Raw genomic sequence first — 16,057 nt, forward strand, 5'->3', positions numbered from 1 at the left:
GGCTACGCGACTCCCGTGTCCCGTGAAACGACGGCCCCGGCTCGACGCCCCGAGTACACGCAGTCCGAGATCGACAGACCGCTGACGTACGACTCGGAACAGATGCCCACCGCATTGCGGCCGGCCGCGTACAGGCCGGGGATCGGCGACCCGTCCTCGCCGGTGACGGCCCCCGTCCGCTCGTCGACCGTCAACCCGCCGAGGGTGAGCACCGGGCACGGGAAGCCGGCCTGGATGCGGATCGAGCAGTCGATCGCATAGAACGGGCCGTCGACCAGCGGGGTCACGTGCGCGGGATCCTTGCCCATAGCGTCGGGGAGACCGGCCCGCCGGTCCGCGTTGTACCGCTCGAGCGTGCGCGCGAGACCCGCCGGGTCGATGCGGGTACGTCGCGCGAGTTCCTCCGCCGTCGCCCCCTTCTTGTGGCCGACGCTGAACAGATAGGTGGTCTGCAGACGCTGGAACCACAGTGTCTGTTCGGGCACCTGCCGCTTCGCGTCGGCGAGCATCCGGGAGTCGACGATCAGGTACGCCGACACGTCCGTCTGATCGGCGATGTGCTCACCGATCTTGGCGCCGTACAGCGTCTCGTTGCAGATGCGCTCGCCCTCCTTGTTGACGAGCACACCCTCGGTCATCGCGATCGGCGGGTTGAAGAACCGCCACGCCGACACCCGCTCCATCCGGTCGGTCGCACCGCCGACGGACTGCCCCAGACGGATGCCGCTGCCGTCGTCGCCGATCGTGCCGAGCCCCGTTCCGTTGAGGTACCGCGGCGCGTGCTGCTGCAGCATCTCCCGGTTGAAGACGAACCCGCCGGCCGCGAGGATCACGCCCTTGCGCGCCCGGTACCGGCGCACCACCGAGTGCCCGGCCTCGATCCGGCGGATCGGCCCGTCCATGAGCCGGCCGACCGGCCGGTAGTACAGGTTCCACTTCCGGTTCAGGGACCCGAGCACCCGGTGCACCCGACGACGGACCGTCGCGCGCGGATCCACCTCACGGCACTCGATTCCGATGACGGCGCCGCTGTCGTCGGTGATCAGGGACGTCACGATCGTCTGCCGGCGGACGTCGATCCGACGCTTGCGGACCGCCTTCTCGAGGGCCGTGAAGAACACCTTCCCCGAGGTCCCGCGGCCCTTCGTGCGATGCCCCCGCGGGGCCGGCCTCGCCGCGTCCTTGTACGGCGCGGCCAGTTCGTTGCCGGAGTAGTACAGGTAGTAGTCGTTCGTCGGATACGACGTCTTGCGCGGCGCCATGCTGCCCTCGAACGGGACACCGAGCGCCTCGAGCCACTGCAGGTTCTCGACACTGCGATCGCAGAAGTCCTCGAGCAGTTCGTCCGACACGACACCCGACGTCTCGAGCTTCAGATAGTCGAACATCGCGGACGGGGTGTCGTAGTCGAAGCCGGCCTCCTTCTGCTGCGGCGTCCCCCCGCCCGCGTAGTAGATGCCGCCGCTGATCGCCGTGGCTCCACCACCGTCGAACCGTTCGACCACCAGCACCTGCGCGCCGTGGTCCGCAGCCTCGATGGCGGCGCTCGCACCGGCCGCACCGAACCCGACGACCACGACGTCGGCCTCACCATCCCAGTGCTCGGATCCGTTGTGCGACTTCATGTGTTCATCTCCTCGTCGATCGGATTGCGGGCGGACGCACTACACCCAGGCGTCCCTGATGTCGTGGCCCAGTTCGTTGCGCCCGAACAGGGCGAGAGTCTGGTGCGGGTCGTTGATGACGTGCGCGCGTCCCGCGTGCGCGTCGCGCCAGAAGCGCTGGATCGGATCGCGACTCCGCAAGGCGCCGCCACCGCTGTGATCGAAGAGGCGGTCGATGGCCGCGACCGCCATCCCCGAGGCACTCACCTGGTCACGGCGCGTCTTGACGCGCAGCGACACCGGTATGCGCCGATCCTCCGCCGCGAGGTCGAGCAGTTCGGCCAGGTTGCGGCTCAACTGGGTCCAGGCGAGTTCGATGTCGCGGGCGGACTCGGCCATCGCGACGTGCATGAACGGATCGTCCGGCGTCCGCAGCGCGCTCACCGATTCCTGCCGTTCGCCCTGGTGCGCGGTGAAGACCGCGTACGCGCCGTCCGCCATCCCGACGAGGGGTGCGGAGATCGCCGTCGAGAACACCGCCGAGAACGGAAGCCGGTACAGCGCAGCGGTATTGACGTCCTGCCCCGGCCCCCGGCACTGCACCGTCGCCGCGAAGCTCAGCGTCCGGTGCTCCGGGACGAACGCGTCCTCGATCACGATGTCGTTGCTGCCCGTGCCGCGGAGGCCGACCGTGTCCCACACGTCCTCGACGCGGTAGTCCCGGGCCGGCACCAGGAAGGTCCGGAAGTCGATCGGATCACCCGCGTCGTCGAGGACGAAGCCCCCGACGAAGACCCAATCCGCGTGCGCGCTACCCGACGAGTAACCCCACCGCCCGGAGAAGAAGTAGCCGCCGTCCGACGGGATGGCGCGACCCATCGGCGCGTACGCCGACGAGATCAACGTGTCCGGGTTGTCGCCCCAGACGTCCTGCTGGGCGCGGACGTCGAACAGCGCGAGGTGCCAGGGGTGAACCCCCACCACCGACGAGACCCACCCGGTGGACCCGCAGGCGCTCGCGAGCAGACGCACCGAAGAGTAGAAGTCGGCGGGGTCCGCCTCGAATCCGCCGAAGCGCCGGGGCTGCAGCAACCGGAAGTGACCGGCCTCGGTGAGCGCCCGCATCGTCTCGACCGACACCTGCCGGGCGCCCTCGACATCGCGCGCACGACTCCGCACGTCCGGCAGCAGGCTCGCGACGTCGTCGAGCACTTCCGTCACTCGTCGGTCGCCCATCGAACGCCCCCATCCCAGCCAGGAGCAACTCTCACGGCCGATTCCGTACCCACCCGATCCCACACGGATCTCGATCGTGCCGAGATTAGAACAGGGTACAGATTTTGTCGATGGTCAAGGAGTTGCGGCAGCGACCGCACCGCGGGACATCTCGTCGTCCAGGGCCTGGAATATGCGGTCCGACATCTGTAAACCGCCGATCGATCGGTCGGGCCGGAAGCCGCACCCGACACCGGACCGCCGTCCGGGAACGGAGTGGAATCTGTTCTATTTGTTATCCCCAATCGGGCAGTTCCGGAAGTGCCGCATCACCTCGGCGGCCGCGGGCGGCACGTCGGCGACACCACGGACCGATTCGGCGTGCGAGCGCAGGATCGGCGTACATCGGCGTCTCGACACCCGTTTCGGCCCAGCGCAACAGATTGGTCAACCCGTCCGCGTTCGCCCTCACGCGTAGTCGGCGAGAACCAGCCCGACGACGTCCTCGACGTTGCGTACTGCCCCGGCGTAGCTGAGGCGCCCGGAGATCCACTGGGTGAGCGCCGCGAGCATCGTTCCGTCGATCGCCAGCAACGCGACGCGCACGACGTCGTCCGGTACACCGTCCATCAAGGCGACCGTCGCGGCATGATTCGCCTCGGCGCGGCATTGCATCGATTCGCGGACGTAGGGATCCGACGACGCGGCGAGTTCGAGGTCGAGTCGCGCGAAGTTCGGGCCTCGCTGGAAGGCCCTCAGTTGCCGGCGGTACAGGGCCTGCACGCGGTCGCGGACACTCCGGTCGTCCACCGCTCCGGTTTCCCTCGCCCGACACCGCTCCGCCTCGAGCTTCCGCGACAGGCGATCGTTCCACGCCACCATCGACGCGGCGAGCAGGTGCAACTTGGTCGGGAAGTACCGATACAGGGTGCCGAGCGCGACCCGGGACCGATCGGAGACCTCGCGCATCTGGATCCGATCGGGCTCCATCTCGTGCAGCATCGCGATCACCGCGTCGGTGAGCGCGGCACGGCGTTCCCGCTGACCCGCGGTCATGTCCGTGATCGCCTTCGGGGTGTCGCAACCAGCTCGCACCGCGCCCACGATACCCGGGGCCACCGGCGCCCACTTCCGGTGTGTCGTCCCGTAAAATGGAAACGGCATTCTCGTTCTTGATGAAAGCCGCCTTCTCGAAGCATGTTTCGAAGCCACTTTGTACCGACTGGTAACTCCCGCGAACGCCCGTGGGGTTGTTGTGGCGGCGGTTCGGTGGGTATAACCGAAGTGGACCGGCAGCGACTCCGCCGGGGATTGGAGCGGCCGGTGACCGTCATCGACAACGACATGGACGTCACGGCCGCGGCCGTGCCGCCGACGATGGCCGAGCGGATAACGCTGATCCTCGACCAGTTCGACGGCGCCGGCACCCAGCTCACGGCGGAAGACCTGGTCCAGCTGACGCGGATCCCCCGGTCCACCACCCACCGGATTCTCGACCAACTGACCCAGCTGAACTGGCTTCGCCACAACAGGTTCGGGTACCGGCTCGGATGGCGCGCGATCGCACTCGGACGCAGCACCGATCGCGACGAACTGCGCGCGGTCGCAGCCCCTCACCTGCACCAACTCCATCTCCGCACCCGACTGATCGCGCACCTGGCCGTCCTCGACGGCCGTGACATCGTGTGGTTGGACAAGATCGGTGGGCGGTGTGCCGACACCATCGCGACCCGGGTGGGCGGACGCAGCCGCGCGGACCTGACGACGGAGGGCAGGGCGATGCTCGCGTTGCTCCCGCCGGAGCACGTCGACGTGCTGTTCGGCGACGTCCTGTCGGCCGATTCGATGACCGATCTCCACGGGCAGCTCGCGCAGATCCGCACGCGCAGCGGCCGGACGTGGCAGACGGACGCGCGGGGCGTCTCGTCGGCGGCCGCGGCCGTTCGTTCCGGGGAGGGCGATCAGGTTCAGCTGAGCTGCGTCTCGCTCCGCGGCCGGGTGCCCACGGATCAGTTGCGCAGGGTGCTGCCGTTGCTGGCGGGCGTCACCCGGATGATGTCGGAGCGGCTCGAATAGAAATGCCGCCGACGGGTAGAACCCGCGGCGGCGAAAGAGGGGAAGACCCGAAGGCCATGGTGGCCAGGGCCGGGATCGAACCGGCGACCTTCCGCTTTTCAGGCGGACGCTCGTACCAACTGAGCTACCTGGCCGGAAGGCACCCGAACCGAATGCCTATCGCATCGAGACGTTTCCGTCTCGATAGAGCGACCCTGACGGGACTCGAACCCGCGACCTCCGCCGTGACAGGGCGGCGCGCTAACCAACTGCGCCACAGGGCCTTGCTGTTACTGCATGTCAAACTGTACTGCTTTCACAGAAGCCGAATCGACTTCATGTGGTGGCCAGGGCCGGGATCGAACCGGCGACCTTCCGCTTTTCAGGCGGACGCTCGTACCAACTGAGCTACCTGGCCGGGCGGCACCCGAACCGAATGCCTATCGCGCTCCACCGTTTCCGGTGAAGCAGAGCGACCCTGACGGGACTCGAACCCGCGACCTCCGCCGTGACAGGGCGGCGCGCTAACCAACTGCGCCACAGGGCCTTGCTGTTACTGCTATTAAACTGTACTGCCACCTCAACGAGTGAAGCGTACCCCCTACGGGATTCGAACCCGCGCTACCGCCTTGAAAGGGCGGCGTCCTAGGCCGCTAGACGAAGGGGGCCCGCCGAATCACTCCGGCCAGTACCCTCAACGGCGTTCCGTTGGGAGCTTGGATAGCTTAGGTCACCGATTTCACAAACCACAAATCGCCTGATCAGAGTTCATAAACGCCCTCTCATTCGGGCTCGACGACCGCCGGTGGCGCGGGCCATCCCTCGCGCCGCCACTTCGCGAGCCACTCGTCCGAGGCCATACCCGCGAGGACAACCTCGAGAGACTCCTCGAACCGGGCCCGCAGATCGACCTGCTGAGCCGTCAGGTCGGACATGTACCGCTGGCCGGCGAGACTGGCGGCCAGCACCCGGGTGAACTTCTCGGTGTCGACGCCGTCGCGCACCAGACCTTCACGGCTCGCCCGCTGGATCAGCTCACGCGCGGATCCGCCCCACACGCGCGCGCCGCCGTTCTGGACATCCGCGTAGAACTCCGGCTCGATGATCAGACGGAACTCGGCCTGGACGATCGCGTCGGACAGGAACATCCTGGCGACGTCGTCGATGAGTCCGTGCAAAATTTCGAACGGATCGAGGTCGGTCCGGGACATCCACCGATCCGTCACCTCTTTGAACTTCTCGAGCGCCGCGGCGAGCACCGCGCGCCCGAGCTCCTCCTTCGATTCGAAGTGGAAGTACATCGCGCCCTTGGTCGCGTGCGACCCCTCGAGGATCGCGTTCACCGACGCTGCCGCATATCCGCGCTTACCGAACTCGACTGCGGCCGCTTCCACGATCGCAGCGCGGGTCCGACGCGCACGCTCCTGTTGACGTGCCATTGCGCTAGTCGCCTCCGAAAGCCGTAACACTCGCCGATCAACTCGGCCAGCTGCCACCCGCCCGAAAACCAGACTAGTCCCCTTGTCGCACTACCCGAAACATCGAAGCCCCGACCTCGGCCTTCGACGCTCCGCTGAACAAAAACACACCAAGTGGTATATTTACGTCGCTCGGGTGTGCTGCAGGGGGTGCGCACCCGAGCCCTTCGCATTTCGGGTGAGCTTCAGCGAGCTACGGAAGCCCTCCTGAAGCCCTCCAGGGCCACCGCCGTTCCGGTCCCGTCAGAGCCAGCCGCGGCGCTTGAAGCTCACCCACAACCCCGTCGCGAGCCCCACGAGCATCAGCGCACTGAGCCAGAAACCCCACGGTTCCGCGTAGCCGGGAAACGGAATGTTCTGCCCGAAGTACCCGGTCACCCCGGTCGGGATGGCGATGATCGCGGCCCACGCGGTGAGCTTCTTCATGATCTCGTTCAGAGAGTTGCCCTGCATGGCCAGACTCGTCGACAGAATCGACTCGATCGTGTCCCGCAGTCCGTCGATCCGCTCGGTCGCCCGCAAAGCGTGGTCGTAGACGTCCTGGTAATACGGCACGATCTCGGCGTACGCCGCGTGCACACCCGGCCGGAGCAGTGCGCTGAGCGCCTCGTTCATCGGCAGCACCACCCGCGACAGCTGCACGACGTCCTTGCGCACCGCGAAGCTCTGCAGCTGGATGGCCCGGGTCGGCCCCGATCCCTCGAGCAGTTCGTCCTCGAGCGACTGGATCCGATCGTCGAGGTCGTCGAGCACCTCGAAGTAGCCGTCCACCAGTTGGTCCAGCAGCGAGTGGACCAGGAAGCCGACACCGCGTTCGGTGAGCGCGCCGATGTCGTCCCACTCGGCGAGGAGCGGCTCGAGCGGAAATCCGTCGTCCGAGCGGATCGTGATCAGTGCCCGGTCGAGAATGAAGGCGGCCACCCGTGTCGGCACGAGCGTTCCGCTGCGGGGATCGATGTGGACGGCGCGGGCATGCAGCAGGCTGTGGTCGCGGTAGCGCACCAGCCGCGGTCGCTGGCTCCCCGCGGCGGCGTTCTCGATCGCCAGCGGATGAAGTTCCACCTCCCCACCGACGAGCGGGGCGAGCGCGCGCAGATCGGCCGACGTCGGCGCCAGCAGGTCCACCCAGATCAGCGCGTCGGGCTCGCCGCGATGCGCCGAGAGTTCGACGAGCGGAAGATCGGACGCGGTGAGGACACCACCCCGATAGAGCCGGCTGCGGTGCGCGCAGTGCACCTGCACCTCCCGGTCGTGCCGATCGACGCCTTCGCCTTCCTGCCGTGCGGTCTCACTCACGCCTCCGATCATGGCCTACATCCACCGCTACCGGCGGGATGCACCTGCCGAACCGTCGGCCGGCACCGACCGGAAGATGTGCGCGTCTCCGGACCGACGCCCACCTGTTTCCCGAAACCACTTGACGCGAAGGCGCTTTCGCTGGTTCGTCGCGCACTCCCCTCCGCGCGGTGTCACTGGGTCAGTGCGTCGAAGACCTCTGCCCAGTTTCCCTCAACCGCATCCATCGCGTTCCGAGTCTCACGGAGAATGTCGCGAGCGATCTGCTCGAGCGTGGTCCTGTCGGCTGGGCGCTCGGCACCCTTGATGGCCCGCACACCCTCCGCAGTCGCGTTGAATTGCTCTTTCCATTGCCCGGCGGAGGACAACAGGAATCTGAGGTGATAGGGGTAGTCGAAGTCAGGCGCCGGTACTCCGGTTTCTGCAATGTTCCTCAGCGAGGTAATGATCAACCGCAGTTGTTCGGACTCGAAGGAGCAAGATTCCGGCTGCGCCAACTCCGAGTATTCGCGTGATCCATCAACGAGATCGCGCCAGTACCCGCGATCGTGAAGGCCGTCGCGTTGCTCCATATGTGTCTCCGCGAAGACCGACATGAGTTCGACGTCGTCGATCAGCGGGGAAAGGACCAGATCTTCGCTGAAGTCGTAACCGAAAAAGTATCGAGTGCCGTCGACCTCGATCGATTCGATTCCTCCGACGTGGCGGTAATCCCGAAGCAGCGGCGCAGGAATGCTCGCCGGCGCTGCTTCTTCACCATGGGGGGTTCCGCTCTCGCTGCCTCCCTGAATGCCCACCATCGCTCCATTCATTCGCGAGTCCGACCTTGTCGAGCGCAGTCGGTAGGAGAGTATCGGGTTCGTGGAGATAAGCGATCTTCGACGTTCCGGCCACTGACTTACTGCTGAAAAACACGAGACCCGCGCCAGGATGATCCTGACGGGGGGTGCGTGCCCCCAGTAGGGCTCGGACGCCGCAAGTATGAGACCTCCTTGGTGGCGGACCGCATGCCCGTGGTCAGCCGCATGCGCTGGTCTGCGAGAACGTGGGCGCGGACGGCACTGCGCAGGGCGAGAGGCGCGGTACCGTTCGGCCGTGTCGCGCCCCATGGCCGTCCATCGTGACCGCACCCTCGGGTGTAGCTCCGTACTCGAGCGGGTATTCGGTTCCGTGCCGGACCCAGCCGACAGGAAGCAATGAACGTTGACCATGAAGAACAACGACGACACACCGAGCGAAGAACCGCAGTCCGCGTGTGGGTCGCGTGGCACGGGCTCGGACAAGCCGGGCGGCGGAGATACCGACAGGCCTTCCGGCTCGTTCGACGACGAAGCGTCATCTCGAGTGGCGAGCCGGGAAGGAGTCGGACTGGCGGGCGGAAGCCAAATCCGGACGACGCCGAAGTGCCGCCATACGAGGGTCGCACCCACAAAACCAGATCCGTCGAGGAGCAGGAGGCCAGGGCTGGCGAGTCGGCTGGAAGCGCGAGTTCCGGTGACACGAGCAGCTCGAACAGGGAAAACAAACCGACCGAGACCGGCGAAGGGGTTGGACCGGCATACCAGGCTGGTGTGCAGCGGGCCGAAGATCACCCGCGCGAGACGGAGTGAACTGTGAACCCCCTCGAAATCCATTCCACGGCCTGATCGGGAAGCAGCCATGATCCTCGTAGGCCTAATCCTCTTGGTCGCCGCAATCGTCGTCGGAGTCGCGGGAGTACTCACGAACGCCGGCGCTGAGCACGCCTTGACCGACGACTTCACCGTGTTCGGATACCACGTCACCGGATCCACCGGCGCGCTGTTCCTCTACGGAATCGTCGTCGGCGCGGTCGGCGTACTCGGACTCAGCCTCCTCCTCGTCGCCGCAAGGCGTACATCGCGGCGGGGACGCGCAGCACGAACCGAGCTCAAACAATCACGCCGCAACGAGGCCGCCTTGACTCAACAACGCGACGACCTCGCAAACACAGAGACGCCACCGAGTACTGGCCGGCACGCCGCCGCGACCGACGCCACCGTTGGTGACCGAAGCTGGAAACACCCGTTCGGAGGAAGTCAGGGACCTCCCTCCGCGCCTCGGCCAGCGCACTGAAGACCAGCCGCCCGGTCCGATCGAACTCCCGAACGGGCGGCAGCCTGCGGCAACGCCCGGGAACAGGTCGGCGCACGGGCGTCGCGCGGTGTCTTTGATCGGTTTCTCCAGGCCTTGGCGTAGGGGCGGTTTACCCAGTGGGGTTCATAGAGAGGGCGGGTGGAGCGGCGGCCCGCGGCGAGGTGGGCGCCGACGAGGACGCCGGCGTCGAGCACTCCCCCGTGGACGTCGAGGGCGACGGCTCCGGCCGTTCGCTGCTCATGCATGGATCGCCTCCTGCCCGGTGCCGATGCGCATCTGCCATCCGGCCTTGCGGCGTTCGCCCGGCAAGACGAGCTCGGGTGGGTATTGGCCGGGCGGACGGGATCCGTTGCCGCGCGGGCGGACGAGCCTTCACCGAGATCGAGCCAGAATGCCCGGCCGACAAGGTCACTCGCGGTCAGCTCGGCCGCCCGGCGTGTGCTGACGGAACTCGTTGAGGCTGCATCGCTTCCACGTCGACCGCGGTGTCGACAGCATCCACGAGCTGGTCGGCGCGATCATGCAGCGATCCCGAAGAGCAGCGCGACGATCGCCTCCGTTGTACCGGTCCACGCGGCGGCGGCGAGCTCCGCCGTCGCGAACTCGTCGGGCCAGGAGTTGGTGGTGTCGAGGGCGTGGACCGGTGTCGCGGGATAGCACCGTGAGCTGCACACTCTCACCATCGTGCCGGCCGACGAAGCACTCGACGAGATCGGCGGGCGGCTCGACTGCCGAGGGCGAGATCTCGCCCTCGGCAGCCTGCCCATCTCCTACGGTGAAATCACCACAACCATCAATCGAAGGAGAGGCATCGTGGAGCAGATTCCGCACTATCTTCCCGAAGAGGCCCGGATTACTCGCGAGCTTGTCGAGCACATCAACAACATGATCGTGCGTGGAGAACCGGACACCAAGGTCATTCACACTGCACTCGCGGGGATCTTTGGCGCTCTCGGTCAGTTCGAAGCGGACTTCAAACGACGACCGACTGGCAGCAAATAGCGCAGCATCCCGGACCTCCGGATCGGAGGAAAATGACACTCCCATGAGATGGCTGAGTGCTGCTGCATGTCCGGCCTCGCCACGCAGCGTCGTCGTCAACAGCCGGTTTCACGCCTACGCTGGAGGCATCAGCGGCCGACGAAGGAAGCACCTCATGGCCATCAATCAGCAGTTCGGGTTCGACCGAATCACCCTTCCCGGCGGGGCGGCCCGCACCCGCGAACTCCAGGCCACAATCCTCGACGCCCTTGATGTCGGGGGTGATGGCCATCTCAGTGCGGCAATGCAAACAGCGATCATCGGGAGCATGCTGATCATCGGCGACCTCGAAGCCCGCGTCGCCGCACTTGAGGCTAGCCAGCGAACGGCGGCGGGTTGACACCCGTTCGAGGTGGTCAATTGGTGTCCTTCTGCCGCTGGAACCGCTCTCCTACCTGATCTGTCATGTCGAACCTGCATTTCGTGTGGTCGTGGTAGTCCCGTCAGGTGTGCGAGACCTGGCGGGCTTTTTCGTGGGGATCAGGACGCGAGCAATGCGAGGACGTCACCGCACGCAGATCGAGGGTGTCCCGCCGGGTGGCGGAGTCGAGAATGCTGCGTTTGGGAATGCCCAGGATGCCATTCATCGTGAGCATGCATTACTGGGGATTGCATGGGTTTGACACATGCGCAGTGACCCCATGACAGTTCAGGTTCGCGAGGACGGCATGGTTTACCCGGTGTGGTCGTTCGGTGACAAGGTCCGAAAGGCGCAACATACGGCCGGAATGGATCAGCGCGAGTTCGCTGACGCCGCGGGGTGAAGGCCGGATCGATCGCGAGGTGGGAGGCCGACCGCACGAAGCCGCGGGACGTCGTGGCTGTCGCGAAGCCTGTCGATCCCACTCGCATTCCCGCCGGCCGGATCTCAGGCATACAAGAAACCCCCGCCGGACCGAATGGTCCCGACGGGGGTGTGCGTGCCCCCAGTAGGGCTCGAACCTACGACCTGCGGATTAAAAGTCCGTAGCTCTACCAACTGAGCTATAGGGGCGTGCGGGCAGCAGTCTAATGGGATCGAGACGATCGTGGAAACCTCGCCCCCGACAACGCTGGTCGCGGACGAGGATCCGCGGGAATGTCCGGCCGTCGGCGCACCGGTGAGGGGTGAGGTGTGAAACCGGTGCGCCGACAGTCGCCCTCCCCCGAAGGGACCGACGAAAGGTCGGACGATATGGCGGACGCCCCGCCTCCAGACTGACGGGGCGTCCAGCGGAACCGTCGGCAGCACCCGGAACCGACGACCCACCCCCGCGCAAGGAGGCACCAACAGATCACCACAACGCGTCTGCGCGCGAAAGAGTCTGACGAGATGTCAGGAGCAAGGACCCGCAAAGGAGGGACGAAGGTCCCCTCGCTCCGCTCTCGTCGGACTCGACGTCACATCTCGGGGGCCGGCGACTCTCCCGGCGACTGCGGCTCCCGCTGGTGCAGGTTGTTGCGCAGCCTGGTCACTTCCTCGCCGCGCTTGCGGTACCGCCGCTGCAGGAAGACCGCGGCGGCGAACAACAGCACACCGATGATCGCGCCCCACAGCGAGGCGCCGCGGAAGCCGGGCGCGTCGACGTCCATCGTGCGCTCCCCCGCGTGCGCAGCGCTGTTGCCTCCGAGCACCACGGTGAGCGTCAGCAGATTCGGGATCGCGACGATGACACCGAGGACCAGACTGCCGATCACCCAGATCCTGGCGTGCTCGCGCCGACGCGACCGCCACGCAAAGTAGAACAGCAGCAACGGAATCGTCGTGCCCACGATGCCGTAGAGCAGACCCCAGGTGATGCCGAGCGAGAAGCTGCCGGACGACAACGAACCCACCCGTTGCGACCACCACCGTGGCAGGAACGCCGCGAGCACGAAGTACACGACGACGAGAACCACGACGATCACGGCGACCCAGATCGCCTTCTTCGCCCAGACCGGCATTCCCGCTTTCTGTGACGCGGGCGCGCTCCCGGCTGCCGGCGTGGAAGCATTACTCATGCTGGTCCTCCCGTCGTCGACACTGCGTCCTCTGCAAGGACGACACGTGCCAAGGTTTTCGGCGCGATCAAGGTGTACGAGGTCCGCACCCATTCACGCAGTTGCGCCCACCATTCGTCCGTCCCGTCGCGTGGCACCCTCACCGATACCCAACCGTGCCGGCCGAGCCCGTAGCCGACCGGCTCGGCGCCGGATTCGGTTGCGATGACGGCGGCCGCCTCGTCCTTGGTGAGTTTGAACGACAGACTGGTCGCGTCGGCATCCGAGAACACGAAGTTCTTGCCGCGCACTCGAAAACTGGGGTGCCCACCCCATTCCTCGATGTCGACTCGCTGCGCTTCCGGCAGTTCGTCGACGATCCGCTCCAACCGACTCATGTTGGCGACCATGGCGCGATTGTGTGCATCCGCCGTCCACCGCCGCAAGACTTTCGGCGAGACGATGGTGAACTTCGATGATCGAATTGCGCGATGACCCGGTCTCCGGTCCCCACCGACAATCGAACTCGGGGGATCACCGCGGTCATCGAGGGTTTCTTCGCGCTCGTATGGTTCGGTTGGGGCACGGCCGACGCGCCGCAGTGGCTCGCCCGGATCCTGCATCTCGGACAGGCCGCGGCGGCACTCGTCGTCGCGGCGGGAATCGTCACCGCGATCCGTAGCCGGGGTGAACGAACGCCGATGGCCGAACCTGGGGTGCGCCGGCGTCGGAGTGCACTTCCTGCCGCTCGCAGGCCTCTTCACCGACCTGTGGCTCGTTCCGCTCGCCGCGGGTGTCACGGCCGTCGCCGGTGTGGCACTGATAGCCGGGCTCACCACAGACGTGGCGCCGAGCACCGTCACCGGTGCCGGAGCGGGGTCATGTCTGCTCGTGGCCGCGGTCGCGTCTCTACTGCGCCGGAGCCGGAATCCGATCCGGGCGGCGCGACTTGCCGAACAGCCATGACGCCGACATGAGCGCAACGCACAGCAGCACGGCGATGAACGCGACCGTCGCCGGCCACCCACCGGTGGCGTAGGCGACACCGGCGCACGCGCCCGCGACACTCGACCCGAGGTAGTACGCGAACAGGTACATCGACGACGCTTCGGCCCGGTGCTCGGTCGCGAGCCGACCCACCCAGCCGCTGGCGACCGAGTGAGCGGCGAAGAACCCACCGGTGAAGAGCAGCATGCCGAGTAGCACGAGTGGCAGCAGCTGGGCCAGCGTGATCGCCAACCCGAGCACCATCGTCACGACGGCACCGAGGAGCACCGCGGGCCGGCCGAAGCGGTCCGCCGCCGCGCCCGCCGCCGCCGAGGTGTACGTCCCGGCGAGATACATCAGGAACACCAGCCCCACCAGCCCCTCGGGCAATGAGAACGGGGCGTCGAGGAGGCGGAAGCCGAGGAAGTTGTAGGCCGAGACGAATCCGCCCATCAACAGGAACCCCAACGCGAACAGCGTGGCGAGGGCCGGGTTGCGCAGGTGGCCGAGGAGATTCGTGACGACGATGCGCGGGTGCACCCGCTGCGGGCGGAAGTTGCGCGACGGCGGCAGCGTGCGGGTCATGAGCACCGCGAGGACGAGCGCCAGCACCGACGCGGCCTCCATCGCCCAGCGCCACGAGGCGACGTCGAGGACCACCGACGGCACGAGCCTGCCGACCAGTCCCCCGATCGTCGTGCCGGCGACGTAGCGGCCCATCGCGGATCCCAGGTCGCGGGAGTGGATCTCCTCGGCGAGGTAGGCCATCGCGACCGCCGGGATGCCCGCGAGCGCGACCCCCTGCAGCGCCCGCCCCACCAGCAGCACGCCGATGTTCGGACTCAGCGGCAGCAAGATTCCGAGCACGCTGGACACCGCCGCCGAGGTCACCATCACGCGGGTGCGGCCGAACCGTTCGGACAGCACGCTCGCCGGGACGATCGCGATCGCCACCATCCCGGTCGTCACCGACACCGCGAGCGCCGCCACCGCCGGCGCCACCCCGAATGTCTCCGTCAGCGCCGGCAGCAGGGCCTGCGCCGAGTACATCGAGACGAACGTCGTGAGCCCCGCCGCGAACAGCGCGACGGTGATGGCGCGGTACTCGCGCGAACCCCGGGTGGTCCGTCCGTCGAGCGCGTCACTCCCGCGGTCCGCGACTGTGCGATTCATGCCATTGCCTCCACTGCGTCCGTGAGCCATCCTGGCGAGCCGCTCGACGGAAAGGAAATGCATTTGTGCACAGCTGTTGATGCATGTTGTGCATAAGCTGTACTCGTGGAATTGATCGACGGCCTGCGGTGGTTCATCGCGCTCGCGGAGACCGGGCAGGTCACCGCGGCGTCGGACATGCTGCGCATCTCCCAGCCGACGCTGTCGCGACGCCTGGCCAGACTCGAACGCGACCTGGGCGTCGAACTGTTCGACCGGCACGGCCGGCGCCTCGAACTCAACGACCGCGGTCGCGTACTCCTCGAACATGCACGTCGTGCGGCGGCGGAGCTGTCCGCCGCGCAGCGCGAGATCGCCTCGTTCGACAGCCCCGACCGCGGCACGGTGCGGCTGAGCTTCCTGCACTCGTTCGGGACCTGGCTGATTCCGCGGGTCCTGCGCGCCTACCGCGAGCAGCGGCCCCGAGTGTCGTTCACGCTGTACCAGGACGCCGCGCAGGCCCTCGTCGATCGCGTCGTCGACGGCCGCGACGACCTCGCGTTCGTCTCCCCGCGACCCCGCAGCACGCTGGTGCGGTGGGCGCCGATCACGCACCAGCGGCTCGCGCTGGCCCTGCCGGCCGGACATCGCCTCGGCGACGTGGCGGCGCTCGATCTCGCCGCGGCCGCGAACGAGTCGTTCATCGTCATGCACGAGGACTACGGGATGCGCCGGATCTTCGACGAACTGTGCGCCGAGGCGGGCTTCGCGCCCAACGTCGTCTTCGAGTCCAGCGAACTGGCCACGATCGGCGGCCTGGTGTCCGCGTCGCTGGGCGTCGCGGTGATGCCGTGGCAGGAACCGCACAGCTGGCCCGAGGGCGTCACGCTCGTCCCGCTGAACGGCGCCGGGCGCGACATCGGTGTGGTCTGGGCGCGAGGCCGGGCGTTGCCGGCCGCCGCGGAGCGCTTCCTGAGATTCACAACCGATTCACAGGAAGTCGAACCTGGAGAAACAGCTCCGACTGAGGTCACCGACGTGTAACGTCCGCCACACTCGGCGCGGTATGCGCATCACGAACCGCCGAGCCCGCGGACTGCGGGGACTGGGGGGAGCTGTGGCGGCATCGCCAGTCGAAGCCTCCCCTCGATCTGC

The 16,057-nt window shown here is 67.0% G+C and carries 17 protein-coding genes and 6 tRNA genes; 7 read left to right on the forward strand and 16 right to left on the reverse strand.

Annotated features, from left to right (window positions below):
- Positions 1-2: 2 nt before the first annotated feature.
- The 3 genes from ABI214_RS09180 to ABI214_RS09190 all read right to left on the reverse strand — a co-directional run bounded on the left by ABI214_RS09180 (position 3) and on the right by ABI214_RS09190 (position 3,875).
- Positions 3-1,625, reverse strand: a complete 1,623-nt coding sequence (locus tag ABI214_RS09180; RefSeq protein ID WP_348609050.1) for an FAD-binding protein — start codon at positions 1,623-1,625, stop codon at positions 3-5.
- A 39-nt stretch (positions 1,626-1,664) separates the two neighbouring features.
- The gene (gene hsaA / locus ABI214_RS09185) at positions 1,665-2,840 is read right to left on the reverse strand and encodes a 3-hydroxy-9,10-secoandrosta-1,3,5(10)-triene-9,17-dione monooxygenase oxygenase subunit (protein ID WP_348609053.1); all 1,176 of its coding nucleotides are present in this window, start codon (positions 2,838-2,840) and stop codon (positions 1,665-1,667) included.
- A gap of 447 nt (positions 2,841-3,287) precedes the next feature.
- Positions 3,288-3,875 (reverse strand): TetR family transcriptional regulator, encoded by a 588-nt coding sequence (locus ABI214_RS09190; protein WP_348611450.1) that lies wholly within the window; start codon positions 3,873-3,875, stop codon positions 3,288-3,290.
- 267 nt (positions 3,876-4,142) lie between these two features.
- Between ABI214_RS09190 and ABI214_RS09195 the strand changes: the two genes are divergently transcribed.
- The gene (locus ABI214_RS09195; protein WP_348609056.1) at positions 4,143-4,895 is read left to right on the forward strand and encodes an IclR family transcriptional regulator; all 753 of its coding nucleotides are present in this window, start codon (positions 4,143-4,145) and stop codon (positions 4,893-4,895) included.
- Between the two features lie 57 nt (positions 4,896-4,952).
- Here the strand turns inward: ABI214_RS09195 and ABI214_RS09200 are convergent.
- From ABI214_RS09200 to ABI214_RS09235, 8 genes are all read right to left on the reverse strand, one after another.
- A tRNA-Phe gene (locus ABI214_RS09200) sits at positions 4,953-5,029 on the reverse strand.
- 55 nt (positions 5,030-5,084) lie between these two features.
- Positions 5,085-5,158: transfer RNA gene (locus ABI214_RS09205), tRNA-Asp, on the reverse strand.
- A gap of 57 nt (positions 5,159-5,215) precedes the next feature.
- Positions 5,216-5,292: transfer RNA gene (locus ABI214_RS09210), tRNA-Phe, on the reverse strand.
- Between the two features lie 55 nt (positions 5,293-5,347).
- Positions 5,348-5,421 (reverse strand) — tRNA-Asp (locus tag ABI214_RS09215).
- A gap of 48 nt (positions 5,422-5,469) precedes the next feature.
- Positions 5,470-5,542 (reverse strand) — tRNA-Glu (locus ABI214_RS09220).
- A 114-nt stretch (positions 5,543-5,656) separates the two neighbouring features.
- Entirely contained in the window at positions 5,657-6,313 is a 657-nt protein-coding gene (locus ABI214_RS09225; RefSeq protein ID WP_348609059.1) for a TetR/AcrR family transcriptional regulator, read from the reverse strand.
- Between the two features lie 282 nt (positions 6,314-6,595).
- The gene (locus ABI214_RS09230; RefSeq protein ID WP_348609063.1) at positions 6,596-7,648 is read right to left on the reverse strand and encodes a magnesium transporter CorA family protein; all 1,053 of its coding nucleotides are present in this window, start codon (positions 7,646-7,648) and stop codon (positions 6,596-6,598) included.
- 173 nt (positions 7,649-7,821) lie between these two features.
- Entirely contained in the window at positions 7,822-8,448 is a 627-nt protein-coding gene (locus ABI214_RS09235; RefSeq protein WP_348609066.1) for a hypothetical protein, read from the reverse strand.
- A gap of 859 nt (positions 8,449-9,307) precedes the next feature.
- Here ABI214_RS09235 and ABI214_RS09240 point away from each other — a divergent pair.
- Positions 9,308-9,742, forward strand: coding sequence for a hypothetical protein (locus ABI214_RS09240; protein ID WP_348609069.1), 435 nt, complete (start codon positions 9,308-9,310; stop codon positions 9,740-9,742).
- A gap of 539 nt (positions 9,743-10,281) precedes the next feature.
- Here the strand turns inward: ABI214_RS09240 and ABI214_RS09245 are convergent.
- Positions 10,282-10,437 (reverse strand): hypothetical protein, encoded by a 156-nt coding sequence (locus ABI214_RS09245; RefSeq protein ID WP_348609072.1) that lies wholly within the window; start codon positions 10,435-10,437, stop codon positions 10,282-10,284.
- 10 nt (positions 10,438-10,447) lie between these two features.
- On the opposite strand from ABI214_RS09245, the gene ABI214_RS09250 reads away from it, so the two are divergent.
- The 3 genes from ABI214_RS09250 to ABI214_RS09260 all read left to right on the forward strand — a co-directional run bounded on the left by ABI214_RS09250 (position 10,448) and on the right by ABI214_RS09260 (position 11,568).
- On the forward strand, positions 10,448-10,765 hold the full coding sequence (locus ABI214_RS09250; protein WP_348609076.1) for a hypothetical protein: 318 nt from the start codon (positions 10,448-10,450) through the stop codon (positions 10,763-10,765).
- A gap of 154 nt (positions 10,766-10,919) precedes the next feature.
- The gene (locus ABI214_RS09255; protein WP_348609080.1) at positions 10,920-11,144 is read left to right on the forward strand and encodes a hypothetical protein; all 225 of its coding nucleotides are present in this window, start codon (positions 10,920-10,922) and stop codon (positions 11,142-11,144) included.
- A 301-nt stretch (positions 11,145-11,445) separates the two neighbouring features.
- A complete protein-coding gene (locus ABI214_RS09260) occupies positions 11,446-11,568 on the forward strand; it encodes a hypothetical protein (protein WP_348609084.1) in 123 nt (40 codons plus the stop codon).
- Between the two features lie 157 nt (positions 11,569-11,725).
- Here the strand turns inward: ABI214_RS09260 and ABI214_RS09265 are convergent.
- The 3 genes from ABI214_RS09265 to ABI214_RS25475 all read right to left on the reverse strand — a co-directional run bounded on the left by ABI214_RS09265 (position 11,726) and on the right by ABI214_RS25475 (position 13,173).
- A tRNA-Lys gene (locus ABI214_RS09265) sits at positions 11,726-11,798 on the reverse strand.
- A gap of 386 nt (positions 11,799-12,184) precedes the next feature.
- A complete protein-coding gene (locus ABI214_RS09270) occupies positions 12,185-12,784 on the reverse strand; it encodes a hypothetical protein (RefSeq protein ID WP_348609088.1) in 600 nt (199 codons plus the stop codon).
- Positions 12,781-13,173, reverse strand: a complete 393-nt coding sequence (locus ABI214_RS25475) for an MmcQ/YjbR family DNA-binding protein (RefSeq protein ID WP_408586117.1) — start codon at positions 13,171-13,173, stop codon at positions 12,781-12,783. The genes ABI214_RS09270 and ABI214_RS25475 overlap by 4 nt, the downstream gene beginning before the upstream one ends.
- Positions 13,174-13,450: 277 nt before the next feature.
- Here ABI214_RS25475 and ABI214_RS09280 point away from each other — a divergent pair, with 277 nt between their 5' ends.
- The gene (locus ABI214_RS09280; RefSeq protein ID WP_348609094.1) at positions 13,451-13,729 is read left to right on the forward strand and encodes a hypothetical protein; all 279 of its coding nucleotides are present in this window, start codon (positions 13,451-13,453) and stop codon (positions 13,727-13,729) included.
- Here the strand turns inward: ABI214_RS09280 and ABI214_RS09285 are convergent.
- Entirely contained in the window at positions 13,673-14,923 is a 1,251-nt protein-coding gene (locus ABI214_RS09285; RefSeq protein WP_348609100.1) for an MFS transporter, read from the reverse strand. The two genes, ABI214_RS09280 and ABI214_RS09285, sit on opposite strands and share 57 nt — an antisense overlap.
- Before the next feature lie 105 nt (positions 14,924-15,028).
- Here ABI214_RS09285 and ABI214_RS09290 point away from each other — a divergent pair, with 105 nt between their 5' ends.
- Positions 15,029-15,946 carry a LysR family transcriptional regulator gene (locus ABI214_RS09290; RefSeq protein ID WP_348609105.1) on the forward strand — a complete coding sequence of 306 codons (918 nt, stop codon included), beginning with the start codon at positions 15,029-15,031 and terminating at the stop codon, positions 15,944-15,946.
- The last annotated feature ends 111 nt before the right edge of the window (positions 15,947-16,057 follow it).

Origin of the sequence: Prescottella soli, from assembly GCF_040024445.1 — a bacterium.
Classification (GTDB): Bacteria; Actinomycetota; Actinomycetes; order Mycobacteriales; family Mycobacteriaceae; genus Prescottella; species Prescottella soli.